Here is a 16936-nt window from a genome sequence, read left to right as displayed (position 1 = left end):
AGCATCACCGGCCCGCCCTCCCGCCAACCACCATCGCAACCAACGGCAGCCCCGGCACCACCCACCGCTCAGCGAACTTCCTGCCCGACCCATGCGAAGACGACGTCACCGATCCGGCCTCCCCCATAGCCAACGGGCCAGAGTCGCGACCAAAAGCAGACCCGCGCACCACCAACCGCGACAACCATCGCGCAGCCAGGTCCCTACCCAATCCGTTGAAAACGGCGTCACCGACGAAACCTGCCCACGGCCAGCGGCCACCGTCGCGATCAAACAGCGCGCCCGGCCCCACCGCGACAGCCAGGGCTCATCGCGCTTCTTGCCCAGCTCATCGAAAAACGGCGTCACCGGCTCGGTCTCCCCCACGGCCCGTGGATCGCCATCGCCGCAGCGGTGCCAGCCGTTCGCGCGCGCTACGACAAGTCCACCGCCGAAGCGTCCCGCAACCACAACGCCCGCCTCGATCAGCACCTCCGGCACCACCAGCCAGCGCTCGGCGAGCCTCTTGCCCAGCTCATCGGGAAACGACGTCACCGGTCCGGCCTCGCCCACAGCCAACGCGCCACCGTCGCGGCAGCGGTGTCCATCCCCGCACCCGCCACTGCCGCGTCCAGTGCCGAACCCTGCCCCATACCGCCCGCCACGACCACCAGCGCGCCCGGCACCGCCGGTCGCGGCAGTCGGGGCTCGGTGAGGTTCTTGCCCAGCGCGTTGCGGAGGTGCGTCATGGGTCAGGCCTCTCCTGCCGTCAGGGGGCGGTTGCGGAGCCAGCATCGTTCCTTCGGGATGGGGCCGCCGGGGGCTCTCGGCACCTCCAGTCCGCACGCGCCGTCGGGGCAGCGGTAGGTCTCGCCGGAGGCGGGGCGGGGCAGTGGGGCCAGCATGTCGCCCGCGCGTCTGCCCGGGCCGGTGCCGGTCAGCACGTGGGGTGGTATGCCGAGGCGGGGAAGGACGTGGAGCACGGGGGTGCCCGCGCGGACGCGCTCCGCGGCCTCCTCCAGCGCCGCCTCCGCGCCCTGGGCGCGCGTCACCAGCAGCAGTTCCGGCAGGGCCTGGCAGAACGCCAGCAGGTATCGGCGGTCGTCGGTCACGGGCTCCTCCTCAGGGGCCGATGTGGGCCAGGCAGGCCCAGTACAGCGGGGACGAGTACTCAGGGGTCCGCCGGAGAAGATCGACCGCGGCGTGCAGGGCGGTGGCCGTGTGCGCCAGCGATCCCGCCTCCCGCAGCAGACGGTGGAACTCGACCGCGGGCTGCGGGACCACCACGTCCTGCACCGTCCACATAGCACCGACGACGTGGCGGTACCCGCACAGCCGCAGCGCCGACGCCAGGGTGATCACCTCGTCGACCAGCTCCGGCCCGGCCGCGGCGGTGTGGCAGGCCGACAGGAACGCCAGCTCGGCCCCGTGCGACCGCCACCTCGCCAGCTCGCGGACCGTGAGGTCCCCGCCGTGCAGGCACAGCGCGCCGTTCGACGGGTCGCTCGGGTCGCGCACCCCGTGGCAGGCCAGGTGAACGCGGGTGTGCTCGCCCATTGCCGCGAGCACCGCGCCCGGGGTCGCGTCCGCGCCGACGAGCACCGTCGCCGGGTCCGTGTCGTGCCCGATCGCGGCCACCTCCTCCGCGACGCCGAGCAGCGGCGGCTCCCCGGCGAACGCGACGCCCAGCAGGCCGGTGTCGGGCGCAGGCGGCCGCGTCCGGGCCTCGATCAGCGCGGTCAGCGTGGGGGTGTAGGAGGAGACGACCAGGTCGTGCACGTAGACGCCGTCGCTCTCCCGGTGCGCGGCGTGGAGGGGCAGCAGCGCCAGCGGACCGGTCGGGCACCACCAGAGCCGCTCCGGGACGGCGTCGAACGCGCCCAGGACCGGCCCCGCCACGTTCTTCCACAACCAGCCGAGAGTGCCGGTGATGACGCCGTCGTGAGCCATCCGGGCGGCGAGGTCCGATGCCGAGGCCGACATCCCGTCGACGGCGTGCAGGAACGCATCGGCCCTCCGCGCCACCTCGTCGTGGCTGACCTTCGGCAGCGCGACCACCGTCACGTCGCCGCCGGGACGCAGGATCAGCGCGTCACCGCCCCGGCTGGCGACGTTGACCACCACCACCGGCCCGCCGTCCGCCGCGGTGCGCAGGCGGGCCCAGTCGGCGGGCATCCCGAAGCGCGCGAACCCGGGCACAGCCCGGATCAGCTTGACCACCTCGTCGAACTCCGCCGCCAGCCTGCTGCGCTCCTCGGGAAGCGCGGTGTCGGCGATGAGCGCCGCGCCGATCCGGTCGTACCGCTCGGCCAGTCCCGGCGCGGCCTCGGCCAGCGCCTCCCGCGCGCCGCGCAGCCGCAGCGCCTGGGTCAGCAGCACGCCCCGACCCTGTTCGAGGCGGACGATCGCGTCCTGCACCCGGCCGCACCGCAGCTCGGCCCACGCGGCGTCGCAGGCATAGCCGCTGGTGTGGCGCAGCCGCAGCTCCCGCGACCGCCGGTCGAGGGCCAGGCCCGCCGACTTGGGCAGCAGCTCGTCGAGCACGTAGCCGTAGGCGCGGGCCGTCTCCTCGGCGTCGCCGAAGCGCTCGGCCGCGTCGGCCCAGTGGCCGCCCGCCTGCAGCCGGGTCCGCAGGTCGTGCGAGGCCGCCTGCGCGGTGTCCCGGAATCCGACCAGCGCCGAGTACAGCTCCTCGGGCCGTCGGGACAGGGCAGCGCGGACCAACGCGACCCGGCTCAGCTCCAGCCGCGCCTGATGCTGGTTGACGCCGTCCACGGGCTCCTCGACCGCGACGGACTCCAACAGCCGGGCGGCGTCGTCGAGATCGGCCTCCCGGTCCGTCGCCAGCGCGCGCAGGAGCAGCCCGACGGCCAGCTTGATCCGCATGACCTGGTGGTCGCCGGTGCCTGCCACCTCGGCGTCGACGGCGATCTCCAGGTAGCCGATGGCCTCGTCGAGTTCGGCGGTGTCTCTGGTCCGGCTGTAACTGGTCTGCAGCACGGCTGCCAGGTTGGTCAGCGACTTCGGGTGCCCGGGCTCGTGCTGCAGGCTCGCGGCCACGCTGGCCCGGCCCGCGGCGATGGCCGCCGCCAGGTCGTCCGGGTCGCCGGTCTCGATGTGGCGGTCGAGGCAGGCGGAGGCGAGCGCGCTGTTGAGCATCCCCGTGATCGCCCGGTCGTCGGTGGTCTCCAGGGTCTCGCGCAGCAGCGCGATCGACTGGTCGATGTCGTCGGCCTCCCCGGCCAGCTCGAACCGGATGCGCAGCAGCGAGGCCAGGATGTTCCGGTTCAGGTGCCAGTCGGGGTCGCCGGGCCCGGTGTCCACCAGCGCCGCGCGGGTGTCGGCGATGAGCGCGGCCAACTCGGCCGGGTCCTTCGTCCCCGAGTCCAGGTACCGGCTGAAGCGCTGTTTGAGGGGCGAGGCCTCCTCGGGCAGCCCCGCCCGCGCGGCGGCCAGCATCCGGAGCGTCTGCCTCGGCAGGGGACGGTCGGCAGGCCAGTCGCTCACCGCCAAGCGGATGAACCCCACCGCCTTCTCGAACCGCTCTTTGTCCCCTGTCAGCAACCCCATCTGCACATACAGGGAACCGATGGCGAACAGCATCGAGGGCCGCACGTCGGGATCGAATCCGGCTCTGTCCGCCAGCACGATCAGGCCGACCGCCTGCTCCAGCAACTTGACGTCTCGGGCGCGCGCGCCCTCCACCATCAGCACCGCCCCGGCGCGGTACAGGATCGTCGCGGGCGACAGGAGTGCGGGCGGACTCTCGGCGTAGGCCGATCGCAGCGGCTCGGGGACCGCGTCCGGGCGCACGGCGTGGACCACCGAGAACAGGGCGGCGGCGGCCGCGGCGTCGTGCCGCACGACCTCCGGATCGACCACCGCCGCCCTGGCCTGGTGGAAGCACGCCGACAGGTACACGGCCTCCAGGTCGAGGTCTTCCGGCGTCAGGCGATCGTGGGCGAGCAACAGTGTCCGGGTCATGTTGGCCAGAGCACGCGTTGAGCGCAGCCACTCCGGTGTGTCCGCCAGGAACGGCCGCGCCCGGTCCGGATCGGCCATGCCGTCCCGCACCATCCGCACCGCGTGCGCGGGCAATGACCTAGCGCGCCTCGCCTCGACCTGCTCGCTCATGATCATCACATCGTCGGGCACCCCCGCTCCGTATCGCCCGACCGGCCGGAAGATCACCGACAACCACGGGACGCGCTCGGGATGACCGGACGGGCGTCACGGGTTTCCCGGGTTGAACTTGGAATAGGCGCCGAAGACCCACCGCGGCAGGGCGAGCCCGGCGATCTGCACGACGCGCTCGACGTCGAAGTCGACCATCCGCTGGGCGCCGGGCACGGCCGCGGCCCGCTCGCCGTCCCAGTCGGCGCGGGCGCGGCCGGTGAGCTGCAGGGTCGCGCCGCGCTCCCAGTCGAGGAACAGCAGTCCGGCCCTCGGATCGAGTTCGAGGTTGCCCAGGGTCATGAACATCGAGTTGCCCACGTAGTCCGGCCAGGTCAGCCGATCGCCCGCGACGGTGACGAAACCGGGGCCGCCGCCGCGGTGGGAGCAGTCAGCGCCCAGACCGGGCGCGCGGGTGGCGATGAAGAACGTGTCAGCCGCCGTGATCCACGCTCGCTGGTCCGCGTCCAGCGAGGTGGACGTGCGCACGGTCGTCGCGGGCGGGTCGTCCCCGTCGACCACGGTGCGGGTCTGGATGTACTTGGGACAGTTCGCGTAGACCTGCTCGGTGTGCAGGACGAGCGCGCCCCCGCTCTGGCGGGCGCGTCCGTTGATCCGCATCCGCCGCCGGGACGCCGGTTCGATGGCCAGCATCCCGATATCGCGCTCGGTGGCGAACAGGGCGCCGAGCGGGTCGTGGTCGACGGGCTCGCGGTCGACCACGACGGTCCGGCTGCCGCTCGCGCGGGCGAAGCCGGGCGGACCGGCCAGAGGACCCGCCCACACGGCCCCGTCGTCATCGGCCGCGCCGATGACGACGAGCCGCTGCGCGGCGAGGAAGTCGGCGGCCACCGGCGGGATGTCCGCGCCGACGCGCCCGCTGCCCCACGCGCGGGTCATGCCGACCCGCCGCTGCAGTTCGATCTCTCCGGGGTGGTGCACCGCCGCTCCTCGTCCTCGGGTCCGTTCGCTTAGAAGAAGCCGCAGGTCGGCGCGCCCGGCGTCGGGGCGGGCGCGACGTCGGCGCCGCTGGGGGCGTAGATCTCCAGCCGGACGCCGTCGGGGTCGTGGAAGAACACGCCGCCGGAGGACGCGCCCTCGCCGTGCGGCACGACGCCGTCGTGCCGGATCTCCACGCCCAGTTCGCGCAGGGTCGCCTCCGCCCTGCGCACGTCGGCGATGTCCGGCACCTCGAACGACATGTGGTGCAGGCCGGGCCGGTCGGTGGCGAACACGCCCGCGCTCTGCTGCCACAGGGTCACCAGCAGCGCGCCGTCCCTGCCGAGGAAGGCGAACCGGCGGTCGCCGTCGGCGCTGGAGCCCAGCACGTCCACGTCGAGGACGCGGCGGTAGAAGTCGGTCGAGCGGTCGAGGTCGGTGACGTTGATGCCGACGTGTCCGGCCTTGAGAGCGGTGGCGCCCATCGGGTCCCTCCAGTGTTCTAACGCTTGAAAGCGTTGCTTCCGTTAGATCAACCCTCGCACGTCCTCTAACGCTTGTCAACGATCTATCCGTTAGAACTCCTCACGCTTGCCCAGAGCTCTACCATTAGAAGACCGAGGAAAGGTGCGTGATGGCGGACGAGATCGCCGATCTGCTCCCGGACGAGCCGCTGCCGATCCGGCTGATGAACACGGTCTGGGCCGACCGCGACGGCCGCCACGACGACCTGGCCACGGCCGCGGGTCTGCGCCGCTGGCTCGCCGGCGCGGGGTTCGAGCCCGCGCCGAAGGCCGACCTCGCCGCGTTCGTGCGCCTGCGCGACGCGCTGCGCCGCATCGCCGCCCACGTGACCGCCGACAGCCGCGAGCGCGCGGCGTCGGCGATGGCCGATCTCGACGCGGCGATCGCCGAGCTGAACTCCGTCGCGGTCGCCAGGACTCCCGTGCTCGTGCGCCGGGACACCGGCCTCGTGCTGGACTGGGAGACGACCGCGCGCGGCGCGGAGCACGCCCTGGCGGCGATCGGCCTGGCGGCGGCGCACCTGTTCACCGGGGAGGCCGCCACCACCCTGCGCGCCTGCTACGGGCCGGGATGCGTGCTGTACTTCCGGAAGGACCACTCGCGTCGGGAGTGGTGCTCATCCGGCTGCGGCAACCGGGCGCGGGCCGCCCGCCACTACGAGCGGCACCGCGCCGGTAAGTCTACTTAGGACACGATTAGAGGATCGGCAGCAGGACCTCGCGTTCGGACGCGGGGCGCGGGCCCAGGATGCGGCGCTCGGACTCGGCGATGAGGACGTCGTTGATGCTCGCCTCGCGGCGGCGCATCCGCCCGTCCTCGGCGAACTCCCACAGCTCGTTGCCGTAGCTGCGCCAGTGCCGCCCGTCGCGGTCGCGGCACTCGTACTGGAAGCGGACGGCCATGCGGTTGCCGCGGAATCCCCAGAGCTCCTTGCGCAGCGCGTAGTCCAGCTCGCGGTCCCACTTCCGCCGCAGGAACTCCACGATCTCGGCGCGGCCGGTGACGTGCCGGTCGCGGTTCCGCCACACGCAGTCCTCGGTGTAGGCGAGCGCCACGCGCTCCGGGTCGCGGGTGTTCCAGGCGTCCTCGGCCGCCTGCACCTTGGCCAGCGCGGTCTGCTCGTCGAAGGGCGGTCGCATCCGGGATCTCCCTCTGTCGGGTGGAGAACGATCGTTCTCTGGGCTACCGTAGAGAACGATCGTTCTCGTTGCCCATCGGAGGTGCTGTGGATCACGACGAGGCCGCGCTGCGGGTCCTGGACGCCGCCGACGCGCTGTTCTACGAGCGCGGCGTGCAGGCCGTCGGCATGGACGCGATCCGCGCGGCGTCCGGCGTGCCGTTCAAGCGCCTGTACCGGTGCTACCCGTCGAAGGAGCACCTGGTCGCCGAATACCTCCGTCGACGCGATCGGCGGTGGCGGCGCAGGATGGCCGACTTCGTCGACGAGCGGACCGACCCCGCCGAGCGGGTGCTGGCGGTGTTCGACTGGCTGGGCCGCTGGTTCGCCGAGCCCGGCTTCCGCGGCTGCGCGTTCGTCAACTCCTTCGGCGAGTTCGGCACGCCCTCCGTCGTCGCCGACATCGCGCGCGAGCACAAGGACGCGCTGCGGCACTACCTCGACGGGCTGGTCGCCTGCCTTCCCGTGGACGCGCGGCTGGCCGAGGAACTCCTGCTGCTCATCGACGGCGCGATCGTCTCCGCCTCCATCATGCGGAATCCGAACGCCGCCGACAGCGCCCGGGCGGCCGCGTCCGCCCTCCTCGTGGCCCGAACGGCGCGGTCCACTGCGCCGTAACCACCCGATCCGGGGCTGTCCGGGGTAGCCCGACCAGGCCGACAATCACGCAATGGCCAGCGAAGGCGACACCGGCGGTGCGTGCCCCGTCCTGATCGTGGGAGCCGGGATGTCCGGCCTGGCCGCCGCGCGGGCGCTGCGCGACCTCGGCCATCCCGTCACCGTGCTGGAGGCGCGGGACCGGGTCGGCGGCCGGATCTGGACCGACGAGCACGGGGTCGACCTCGGCGCGCACTGGATCCACGGGACGGACGGCAACCCGATCACCGAACTGGTCGACCAGCTGGGCATCCCCTACAGCTATGTGGGCGGCGACAGCGCCTATACCGGCGGCTTCGACAACCTGGACCTGTTCGGCGCGGACCACCGCAGGGCGAACCACCGCCGCAAGAGCCGCACCCTGGAGCTGGTCGACGACGTGCTGCACGAGCTGGAGCAGCGGGCCGAGCTGGCGCGCAAGGAGCAGCAGCCGGATATCCCGCTGGGCGCGGCCGTCACCCAGATCATCGCCCAGCGCGGGCTGTCTCCCGACGACGAGCAGGCGGTGCGCTACCACCTCAACATCATCCTGCGCGAGGACGTCGCCGAGGACATCGACAAGCTGTCCCTGAAGTACTGGGAGGACGGCTACCTCGTCTACGGCCACGGCGACAGCATCCTGCACCAGGGCTACCAGTGCGTCGTCGACGCCCTCGCCGAGGGACTGGACGTCCGGCTGGGGCACGTGGTCACCGGGATCGACACCCGCGCAACGCCGGTGCGGGTCACCACGGACCACCGGGTGTTCGAGGCGGACAAGGTACTGGTGACCGTGCCGCTCGGCGTGCTCAAGGCGGGTGCGGTCCGCTTCGAGCCCGAGCTGCCCGAGGCCAAGCGGTCGGCGATCGCCCGGCTGGGCTTCGGCACGCTCAACAAGATCGCCCTGCACTACCGGGAACCCTTCTGGCCGACCGAGCAGTACGTCTTCGGCTACCTGTGCCGCGACACCGACCGCTACCCCACCGTCGTCATCAGCATGTGGAAGTCCCACGGCAAGCCGATCCTGGTGATCCTGCTGGGCGCGTCGCTCGGCCGGGAGCTGGAGAGCTGGTCCGACGCGGAGGTCGCCGACTACACCACGACCATCGTCCGCGACATCTTCGGCGACCACGCGCCCGAGCCCGAGCGCATCTCGCGCACCGCGTGGTCCGCCGACCCCTTCGCGCGGGGCTCCTACACCTGCATCGGCGTCGACGCCTCGCCCCGGGACATCGCCACGCTCGCCGAACCGGTCGGCGACCGGCTGTTCTTCGCGGGCGAGGGCACCAACCCCTACCACTGGGCGTGCGTGCACAGCGCGTACGAGTCCGGCAGGCGCGAGGCCGCGCGGATCAGCGGCAACTCCGCCGTCTACACCCCGCCCAGCGCCGGGAAGTCCCGCCGCCAGTCGCGCAACACCGACCGGATGCTGCGCTTCGTGCGGATGCGGATGACGCACATCACCGAGCGCGAGCTGACCGAGCGGGTGGCCTGCCTGCGGGAGAGCTTCGACCCGCACGGCGTGCGGGTCCTCGCCGCGCTGGCCCCGTCGGAGCTGGAGACGCTCGCCTCGATGTTCGACGAGATCCCGTACGCGGCGGGCGACCCGATCTGCCGGGAGGACGGCGTCGCCCACGGCGTGTTCCTCGTCGCGAGCGGCCAGGTGGAGGTCGACTTCGGCGGCATCTACGAGCGCGCGGTCCTGGGCCGAGGGGCGCTTCTGGGCCTGTACGACCTGTTCTTCGACGCCCGCACCACCTCCGTCACCGCCCTCGGCGACGACACCGTGGTGTGGTACCTGGACCACTACCGCTACCAAAGCTTCCTCTACGCCTTCCCCGACGTCATGATGGTCATGATGTCGGACCTCGTCACGCGCTGGGAGCAACTGGAGACGGCGCTCAACTCCGCCACGCTGCCCACCGCGCGACGGGAGACGGGAACGACCCGGGTCTGGACCTGACCGCGGTCCGACGAGGAGGCCGGTGTGGCCGGACGGAAGCGGCGAACCCGAGCGGCTGCCCTCGTGGCCTGCGCCCTGGCGGCCACGGCGGCGCCGGTCCACGCGGAACCCGATGCGGCTATCGCGCGGTGGGTGGTCGACAAGGACGCGGGCGAGCTGAGCGCTCTGCTGGCGAGCGGCCGGGTCAGCTCGGTCCAGTTGGTCAGGGCGTACCTGGCGCGGATCGACGCGTACGAGGAGGCATACGACGACCAGCCCGGCGTCAACGCGGTCATCCGCGCGGACCCGACGGCGATCGCCGACGCCGCCCGGCTGGACGCGGAGCGCCGTCGGGGACACGTCCGCGGCCCGCTGCACGGCATTCCCGTCCTCATCAAGGACAACTACGACACCGGGGACCTGCCCACCACCAACGGCTCGCTGGCGCTGGCGCGCTGGCGCACCCCGGACGACGCCGAGCAGGTCGCGCGGCTGCGCGCGGCGGGCGCGGTCATCGTCGCGAAGACGAACCTGCACGAGTTCGCCTCCGGGATCGAGACCGTCAGCTCGCTCGGCGGCCAGACCCGCAACCCGTACGACCAGTCCCGCAACCCCGGCGGGTCCAGCGGCGGCACGGCCGCGGGGGTGGCGGCCGGGTTCGGCGCGGTCGGCCTCGGCTCGGACACCTGCGGCTCCATCCGGAATCCGGCCGCGCACAACAGCTTGGTCGGGTTGCGCCCGACCTCCGGGCTGTCCAGCCGCGACGGCATCGCGCCCATCTCCGCCACCCAGGACGTCGGCGGGCCGCTCGCCAAGTCGGTCGGCGATGTCGCGCTGGTGCTGGACGCCACCGCCGGGTACGACCCGGACGACCCGTCGACCGCGGCGTCCATCGGACGCGTCCCGCGCACCTACACCGCGGCGCTGGACGACACCGCGCTCAGGGGCGCCCGCATCGGCGTGCTGACCGACTATCTGGACACCTCGGCGCCCGCGAAGGCGACGACGGTGCTGATCCGGGCGGCAGCGGCTGACATGGCGGCGCAGGGGGCGGTCGTGGTCGAGCTGCCCGCCCAGCCCGCGCTGATGACGGCCGTCGACGCGTCCAGCGTGTACGGCGACGAGTTCGAGCGCGACCTCAACCGCTACCTGGCGGCGCCGGGCTCCCGGTTCCCGCGCCCGCTGGCCCGGCTGGAGCCGCCCGCCGACATCGTGACCCTGGACGACATCATCGCCTCCGGCCAGGTCGATCCCGTTGTGCTGGAGCGGATCAAGAGCAGGCGGGACAGGCCGTCGGGCCCGTACTACGAGCGGTTGGCCCAGCGCGCCCGGGCGCAGCACCTGCTCCAGGCGCTGCTGGCGGACAACGACCTCGACGCGATCGTCTACCCGACGGTCCAGCAGCAGGCCGCGCCGATCGGCATCCCGCAGGCGGGCAACCGCCCGTGCAACCTCGCCGCGAACACCGGCTTCCCGGCACTCACGGTCCCGGCGGGCTTCACACCCGACGGCCTGCCGGTGGGCGTGGAACTGCTGGGCCGCCCCTTCACCGAACCGACCCTGCTCGGCCTCGGCTACGACTACGAACAGGCAACCCGACACCGCAGGCCGCCCGCCAGCACTCCACCTCTCCCCTGACCCCGGCATGACCGCTGCGCCGATCGAGCACCGGACCCGGCGCGATCCGCGAACCCCGTCACGGGGCTCAGGGGTGGCCGCGCAAGCTGGTCCGGATCTCGGTCTCCTTGTCCTCAATCGACGCCCGGATCGCGGTGAGGGTCTCCACCAGGTGCCGGACCGGGATCCCGGTCGGGGTCGTGAGGTTCTCGGCGGTCGTCCGCATGTCCTCCAGGGCGCTGGCGAGCGTCGTGAGGGCGGCGGGGGCGGAGTCCGGGGAGCGGGCGGCCAGGCAGGCCAGGCGGTGCGCGGCGTCGGCGGTGATGGCGGCGTTGGTGGCCACGGCGTCGGCCTCGGGGACCGCGAGGGTCTGGGCGCGGATCTCGCCGGCGAGGGCCGACGCCCGGCGGACCAGCGCGCGGGCCCGGTCCAGCGGTTCGGCCGGGAGCGGGGGTGTGCGGGTGCTCTCGGGCGGGGCGGGTCCGCGCGACAGCAGGGCGTGGACGCCGAGGACCAACGCCGCCATGACGGCGAACACGGGCAGCGCCCACCACGGCGACGGCGCGCGGGCCGCGGTGGCCGACGCGGCCAGGGCGGCGATCACCAGGGCGGCGGCCCAGGCCGCGGGTTCGGGTCTGCGCATCAGAAGTGGCTGAAGACGCTGGCGAACACCTCGTCGATGGTGCCGGGGTCGTCGACGGCGGAGTAGTGGAGGGCGTTGGTGGCCTTGGCGATCGCGGCCATGGTCTCGCGGTCGGCGTCCGCGCCGAAGGAGATGGTGAAGACGGGCAGGGCGACCTCGCTGTTGTCGACGTCGATCTTGTCCAGCATGGCCTTCCTGCCGCGCTCGTCCGCCGGGGTGTTGGCCCCGTCGGACAGGACGACGACGGCGTTGATGCGGTCGCCGTCGAGCGAGCCGACCATGGCGTCGTGGGCGGCGACGACGGTGTCGTACAGGTCCGTCTCGCCCTTGGTCGGCAGGTCCTCGACCGTGGTGAGCAGCGCGTCGCGGTTGGACTTGAGTGCGCCGATGGGGACCTTCTGCTGCCTGCCGGTCGAGAACGTCCACAGGCCCACCTCGTCGTGCGGGCTGAGCAGTTCCAGCGCGCGGGTGACCGCGGTCGGCAGCAGGGAGATCTTCGACCGGCCTGCCAGGTCGGCGTCGACGCTGTTCGGGTCGGCGACCTCGGCCATCGAGCCGGACACGTCGAGCACGAGCAGGACGCGGGCGTGCCTGCGGGTGGCGGCCCACGCGTCGACCATCGCCTCGACCACCTTCGGCGGTGGCGGCGCGATCACCGCGAGGCCCGCGTCGGCGGACAGGCCGAGGGCGTCCTGGAGTTCGGCGGTCGCCCGGTCCGGGGCGTCGGCGTCGCGGAAGCCCGACTGGCGGAACCGGGCCCGCTGCTCGTCCTCGGCCAGGAACCGCCGGAAGTCCTCAGCGGCCTCGCGCTGCTCGGGACTGGCGGAGGCCAGCACGACGAACGGGTGGTCGAAGACCAGCGTGCCCTCGCGCGGGTGGATGACCGAGAACGGCCGGTTGGGCGGCGTGCCCCGGTCGAGCGCGCCGGGCTCGCCGCTGGTCGCGCCGCGGTTGTAGAGGTAGGCCAGCTCCTCCTGCATGACGATCGCGCTGATCGGCGGCGTGCCGCGCCGGTCGTCGTCGGCCAGTTCCTCGACGAAGCGGGCGGCGTCGTTGCCGTAGCGGGTCACCGACGACTCCACGCCGCGGACGAACTTCAGCACCTCGGCGTTGTGCACGGCGTCGTCGGTCAGCGGTGTCCGGGCGGCCACCGCGCCCGCGTGGAAGGTCGCCACCGACGCGCCGAGGCCGGACGAGGAGAGCAGCGGGTTGTCCCGGGCGAGGGTGAAGTCGCCCCATTCCGGCCTGCCAGCGGCGGCCCAGCCGTCCGGGGCGGTGGCCAGGCGCAGGATGTCCGCCCAGCCGGGGTCCGGGGTGCGGGTGCGCACCTGCTCGGCCATCTCCTCCGGCATGGCGATCACCAGCGGGCTCGCCGCGACCGACGGGTTGTCCAGCCGCACGACGAGCCCGGTGCTGTTGCGCGCGCCCATCCGCGACAGCCACAGCGACGTGCTCGGCATCCACACCTGCGGCTCGGGCGTGCCCGTCTTGGCGCTCGCCCAGCCCCCGATCAGCGCCTCCATGGCCGCGCCCGAGGTGAGGCCGTGCACGCTGACCTTGGCGCACTTGCCGCCGAACTCCCGGTCGGCGGCGTTGTAGTCGGCGGCCATCTGCGCGAGCAGCTTGTCCTTCTCGCTGGACGAGCTGATCTCCAGTGGAACGCAGTCGGCGGGCGGCCGGTCCGCGGCGTCCAGGTAGGCGTACAGGCCGCCGCTGGCCGCGAGCCCCACCACCACCGCGATGATCAGCGGCCACCGGCCGCGCTGGTCCGACTGCGCCACGAAGCCCTCCGCTGATGATCTTAGGAGCCGCCAGTCTGGCAGATCCCGCCCACGCGGGGACCCGAATCGTCGGAATCGACCGTATCGGCGGACCAGGGCGCGGACGCGTGCGATCGTGGCCCGCGTCAGGTCCGGGGCTCGTCCTGGTGGAGTCGGAGCTCGTGGAGCCAGTCGGTGAACGCGGCCTCCAGCGGCGGCAGGTCGCGCAGCTCGCCGACGTGGAAGCCGCGGGTCATGTTGGCCCACACCGCGCCGAAGTCGGCGGGGTCGGCGAGCTGCCCGCCGAGGTGGCGGGCGGCGTACCCCGCGGCGGTCCGGTTCTCCCGATCCCATGAGAATTCCGCGCCTGTCACCGGTCATGCCCTTTCGTGTGTCGGATGGGGTGGGGACCGGCGGGACGGCCGCCGATCCCCCGCGGCTACCGCATCGGGGTGAGCTGCCCGTCCACCCGCAGCTCCGGCTGGGTGGCCGCCCGCACGTCCGCGACGCTCACCCCCGGCGCGAGTTCGCGCAGCACCGGCCCGCCCGGGGTGATGTCGATGACCGCGAGGTCGGTGATCACCCGGTGCACGACCCGGAGGCCGGTGGTCGGCAGCGAGCAGGCGTCCACCAGCTTCGGCGCGCCGTTCTTGGCCGTGTGCTCCATCAGGACGATGACCTTCTTCGCGCCGTGCACGAGGTCCATCGCGCCGCCCATGCCCTTGACCACCGCGCCGGGGATCATCCAGCTCGCCAGGTCGCCGACGGCGGAGACCTGCATGGCGCCGAGGACGGCGACGTCGATGTGCCCGCCCCTGATCATCCCGAAGGACAGCGCCGAGTCGAAGAAGGACGAGCCCGCCTGGACGGTGACGGTCTCCTTGCCCGCGTTGATCAGGTCGGGGTCCTCCGCGCCGTCGACGGGGTACGGCCCGACGCCGAGGATGCCGTTCTCGGACTGCAGGACGACGTGCTTGCCGTCGGGGATGTGGTCGGCGATGAGGGTGGGCAGTCCGATGCCGAGGTTGACGTAGGCGTCGTCGGGCAGCTCGCGGGCGGCGCGGGCGGCCATCTGGGTCCGGGTGAGGCTCATCGGGCTGGCACCTCCGCCAGGTCGCGGGAGCGGGTCTCGGTCGCCATGAGCACGCCCGCGGTGGAGATGACGGCGGCGATGACGACGTAGAGGGCAACGGGGGTCGGGCTGCCGAACCGGGTGAGCAGGGCGGTGGCGATCAGCGGGGCGAGGGATCCGGCGATGATCGAGGTGACCTGGTAGCCGATGGAGGTGCCGGAGTAGCGGACGGTGGTGTCGAACTGCTCGGCGAAGAACGCCGCCTGCGGTCCGTACATCGCCGCGTGCGCGATCAGCCCGCCCGTGATGGCGAGGGTGATCAGCCAGCCGTCGCGGGTGTCCAGCAGTGGGAAGAACACCATCGCCCACAGGCCCATGCCCACGGTCCCCAACAGATAGACCGGTTTGCGGCCGAGGCGGTCCGACAGCGCCCCGAAGGCGGGGATGGCGACCAGGTGGACGACGTTGGCGATCAACAGCGCGTTGAGCACCAGGCCGCGGCCGAGATCGAGGTGGGTGGTGACGTAGGTGAGCACGAACGCGGTGATCACGTAGTAGGAGATGTTCTCCACCAGCCGCGCCGAGATGCAGATCCCGATCTGCTTGGGGTAGCGGCGCAGCGCCTCGATCGCGGGCGCCCGCCGCGGCCCGCCCTCGGCCTCGGCCTTGGCGCGGGCCTCGGTGAAGACCGGCGCGTCCTCGATGGACGAGCGGATCCAGTAGCCGAGGATGATCAGCACCGCCGACAGCAGGAACGGCACCCGCCAGCCCCAGCTCTCGAACGTCGCGTCGTCCATGGTCGCGGCCAGGATCGCGAGCACGGCGGTGGCCAGCAGGTTGCCCACCGGCACACCGGCCTGCGGCCAGCTGGCCCAGAACCCCCGGTGCCGGGCCGAGCCGTGCTCGCTGACCAGCAGGACCGCCCCGCCCCACTCGCCGCCGATGGCGAATCCCTGCACCAGGCGCAGCGCGGTGAGCAGGATGGCCGCCCACACCCCGATGCTGGCGTAGGTGGGCAGCAGGCCGATCGCCGCGGTGGCGACGCCCATCATGACGAGGCTGACCATCAGCAGCTTCTTGCGGCCGACCCGGTCGCCGAAGTGGCCGAACACCAGCCCGCCCAGGGGACGGGCGACGAAGCCGAGCGCGTAGGTCAGGAACGCCAGCATGGTGCCGACCAGCGGATCGCTCAGCGGGAAGAACAGCTTGTTGAAGACGAGTGCCGCGGCCGAGCCGTAGAGGAAGAAGTCGTACCACTCCACGGCGGTGCCGACGAGGCTGGCGGCCAGCACGCGGCCGATGCGCGTCCCTGGTTGCGGTGGAGATGCGGCGGCAGTGCTCATCACGTGCTCCTAGTGGTGCGGGCGGGTCGCCGGGAGACAGGCACCCCCGGCGACGGCCCGTGCTGGGTCGGGAGCGACCCGGGGGTCGGCGCCGGGATCACCCGGTGACGCCGTGCTCGGCGCTCGCCGGGCGGGCGGCCCTCCGGCCCGGGCCCCGCCCGGCGCGGGCGGAGCGGAACGGACCGGGGTGGGCGGTGCGCATGCCGGGGAACGGTAGGCGCGGCCCCCTCGCAAACCAATGTGCGGTGACACATAATGGCCGGTCCGAGCGTGTGTGAGGAGACATTGTCGGGGCGCCTGCCGGGTCAGCAGTGTTGACGTCCACGTGACCTATGGAGAGAGGGCAGCATGGACAAGGTGGTCTCCACGCCCGCGGCGGCCGTGGCCGACATCCCCCACGGCGCGAGCCTGGCCGTGGGCGGGTTCGGGCTCTGCGGCGTGCCGACGGAGTTGATCAAGGCGCTGCACGCCCGCGGCGTCGGCGGGCTGCGGGTGGTGTCGAACAACTGCGGGGTGGCCGACTTCGGCCTGGGCATCCTGCTCGCCGACCGCCGCATCGCCAGCATGACCAGCTCCTACGTCGGCGAGAACAAGGAGTTCGCGCGGCAGTTCCTCGCAGGCGAGCTGGAGGTCGAGCTCGTCCCGCAGGGCACCCTCGCCGAGAAGCTGCGCGCGGGCGGCACGGGCATCCCCGCTTTCTACACCGCCACCGGGGTGGGCTCGCAGGTCGCCGACGGCGGCATCCCGCTGCGCTACGCCGAGGACGGCGGGGTCGCCGTCGCGTCGCCGCCCAAGGAGGTCTGCGACCTCATCCTCGACGGGCGGCCCGGGCGCTTCGTCCTCGAACACGCCATCACCTGCGACTACGCCCTGGTGCACGCCGCGCGCGGCGACCGGCACGGGAACCTGGTGTTCGCCCGGTCCGCCCGCAACTTCAACCCGCTGTGCGCCATGGCGGGCCGGATCACCGTCGCCGAGGTCGAGGACCTCGTCGAGCCGGGCGAGCTGGACCCCGACGACGTCCACCTGCCCGGCGTGTTCGTCCAGCGGGTCGTGCACGTCGGCCCTGATGTGGAGAAACGGATCGAGCGGCGCACCGTGCGCGCCGCGGCGCGGTGAGGAGGTGGGCG

17 protein-coding genes are annotated in these 16936 nt (G+C 72.8%); 5 read left to right on the top strand and 12 right to left on the bottom strand.

All coding sequences use genetic code 11. The annotated features are described in order from the left end of the window. Positions 1-105: 105 nt before the first annotated feature. From IEY98_RS29590 to IEY98_RS29565, 6 genes are all read right to left on the bottom strand, one after another. On the bottom strand, positions 106-552 hold the full coding sequence (locus tag IEY98_RS29590) for a hypothetical protein (RefSeq protein ID WP_189213959.1): 447 nt from the start codon (positions 550-552) through the stop codon (positions 106-108). Beyond that, positions 531-728 (bottom strand): hypothetical protein, encoded by a 198-nt coding sequence (locus IEY98_RS29585; RefSeq protein ID WP_189213958.1) that lies wholly within the window; start codon positions 726-728, stop codon positions 531-533. Before IEY98_RS29585 ends, IEY98_RS29590 begins: the two co-directional genes overlap by 22 nt. Positions 729-731: 3 nt before the next feature. Continuing rightward, positions 732-1091, bottom strand: coding sequence for a hypothetical protein (locus IEY98_RS29580; protein WP_189213957.1), 360 nt, complete (start codon positions 1089-1091; stop codon positions 732-734). Positions 1092-1101: 10 nt separating this feature from the next. Next, a complete protein-coding gene (locus IEY98_RS29575) occupies positions 1102-4134 on the bottom strand; it encodes a CHAT domain-containing protein (protein WP_189213956.1) in 3033 nt (1010 codons plus the stop codon). A gap of 75 nt (positions 4135-4209) precedes the next feature. Beyond that, the gene (locus IEY98_RS29570; protein WP_189213955.1) at positions 4210-5094 is read right to left on the bottom strand and encodes a pyridoxamine 5'-phosphate oxidase family protein; all 885 of its coding nucleotides are present in this window, start codon (positions 5092-5094) and stop codon (positions 4210-4212) included. A gap of 29 nt (positions 5095-5123) precedes the next feature. Continuing rightward, positions 5124-5576 carry a VOC family protein gene (locus tag IEY98_RS29565; RefSeq protein ID WP_189213954.1) on the bottom strand — a complete coding sequence of 151 codons (453 nt, stop codon included), beginning with the start codon at positions 5574-5576 and terminating at the stop codon, positions 5124-5126. 149 nt (positions 5577-5725) lie between these two features. Here IEY98_RS29565 and IEY98_RS29560 point away from each other — a divergent pair, with 149 nt between their 5' ends. Continuing rightward, positions 5726-6304, top strand: coding sequence for a CGNR zinc finger domain-containing protein (locus tag IEY98_RS29560; protein ID WP_189213953.1), 579 nt, complete (start codon positions 5726-5728; stop codon positions 6302-6304). A gap of 7 nt (positions 6305-6311) precedes the next feature. On the opposite strand, the gene IEY98_RS29555 is transcribed toward IEY98_RS29560, so the two are convergent. Continuing rightward, positions 6312-6755 carry a nuclear transport factor 2 family protein gene (locus IEY98_RS29555; protein WP_189213952.1) on the bottom strand — a complete coding sequence of 148 codons (444 nt, stop codon included), beginning with the start codon at positions 6753-6755 and terminating at the stop codon, positions 6312-6314. Positions 6756-6841: 86 nt separating this feature from the next. On the opposite strand from IEY98_RS29555, the gene IEY98_RS29550 reads away from it, so the two are divergent. The 3 genes from IEY98_RS29550 to IEY98_RS29540 are packed head-to-tail and all read left to right on the top strand — an operon-like array spanning position 6842 to position 11009. Further along, positions 6842-7411 carry a TetR/AcrR family transcriptional regulator gene (locus IEY98_RS29550; RefSeq protein ID WP_189213951.1) on the top strand — a complete coding sequence of 190 codons (570 nt, stop codon included), beginning with the start codon at positions 6842-6844 and terminating at the stop codon, positions 7409-7411. 52 nt (positions 7412-7463) lie between these two features. Then, the gene (locus IEY98_RS29545) at positions 7464-9392 is read left to right on the top strand and encodes an FAD-dependent oxidoreductase (RefSeq protein WP_189213950.1); all 1929 of its coding nucleotides are present in this window, start codon (positions 7464-7466) and stop codon (positions 9390-9392) included. Between the two features lie 24 nt (positions 9393-9416). Next, the gene (locus tag IEY98_RS29540) at positions 9417-11009 is read left to right on the top strand and encodes an amidase family protein (RefSeq protein ID WP_189213949.1); all 1593 of its coding nucleotides are present in this window, start codon (positions 9417-9419) and stop codon (positions 11007-11009) included. Positions 11010-11076: 67 nt separating this feature from the next. Here the strand turns inward: IEY98_RS29540 and IEY98_RS29535 are convergent, their stop codons facing one another. The 5 genes from IEY98_RS29535 to IEY98_RS29515 all read right to left on the bottom strand — a co-directional run bounded on the left by IEY98_RS29535 (position 11077) and on the right by IEY98_RS29515 (position 15806). Continuing rightward, a complete protein-coding gene (locus tag IEY98_RS29535; protein ID WP_189213948.1) occupies positions 11077-11631 on the bottom strand; it encodes a hypothetical protein in 555 nt (184 codons plus the stop codon). After that, positions 11631-13412 carry a vWA domain-containing protein gene (locus IEY98_RS29530; protein ID WP_189213947.1) on the bottom strand — a complete coding sequence of 594 codons (1782 nt, stop codon included), beginning with the start codon at positions 13410-13412 and terminating at the stop codon, positions 11631-11633. The genes IEY98_RS29535 and IEY98_RS29530 overlap by 1 nt, the downstream gene beginning before the upstream one ends. A gap of 125 nt (positions 13413-13537) precedes the next feature. Continuing rightward, entirely contained in the window at positions 13538-13765 is a 228-nt protein-coding gene (locus IEY98_RS29525) for a hypothetical protein (protein WP_189213946.1), read from the bottom strand. Between the two features lie 65 nt (positions 13766-13830). Beyond that, positions 13831-14484 (bottom strand): 3-oxoacid CoA-transferase subunit B, encoded by a 654-nt coding sequence (locus IEY98_RS29520; protein ID WP_189213945.1) that lies wholly within the window; start codon positions 14482-14484, stop codon positions 13831-13833. Next, on the bottom strand, positions 14481-15806 hold the full coding sequence (locus IEY98_RS29515; protein WP_189213944.1) for an MFS transporter: 1326 nt from the start codon (positions 15804-15806) through the stop codon (positions 14481-14483). Before IEY98_RS29515 ends, IEY98_RS29520 begins: the two co-directional genes overlap by 4 nt. A 348-nt stretch (positions 15807-16154) precedes the next feature. Here IEY98_RS29515 and IEY98_RS29510 point away from each other — a divergent pair, with 348 nt between their 5' ends. Next, positions 16155-16925 (top strand): CoA transferase subunit A, encoded by a 771-nt coding sequence (locus IEY98_RS29510; protein WP_189213943.1) that lies wholly within the window; start codon positions 16155-16157, stop codon positions 16923-16925. Positions 16926-16936: the final 11 nt, after the last annotated feature.

The organism is Actinokineospora fastidiosa (genome assembly GCF_014648415.1).
Taxonomy (GTDB): domain Bacteria; phylum Actinomycetota; class Actinomycetes; order Mycobacteriales; family Pseudonocardiaceae; genus Actinokineospora; species Actinokineospora fastidiosa.
This window is presented reverse-complemented; position numbering and strand designations above follow the sequence as displayed.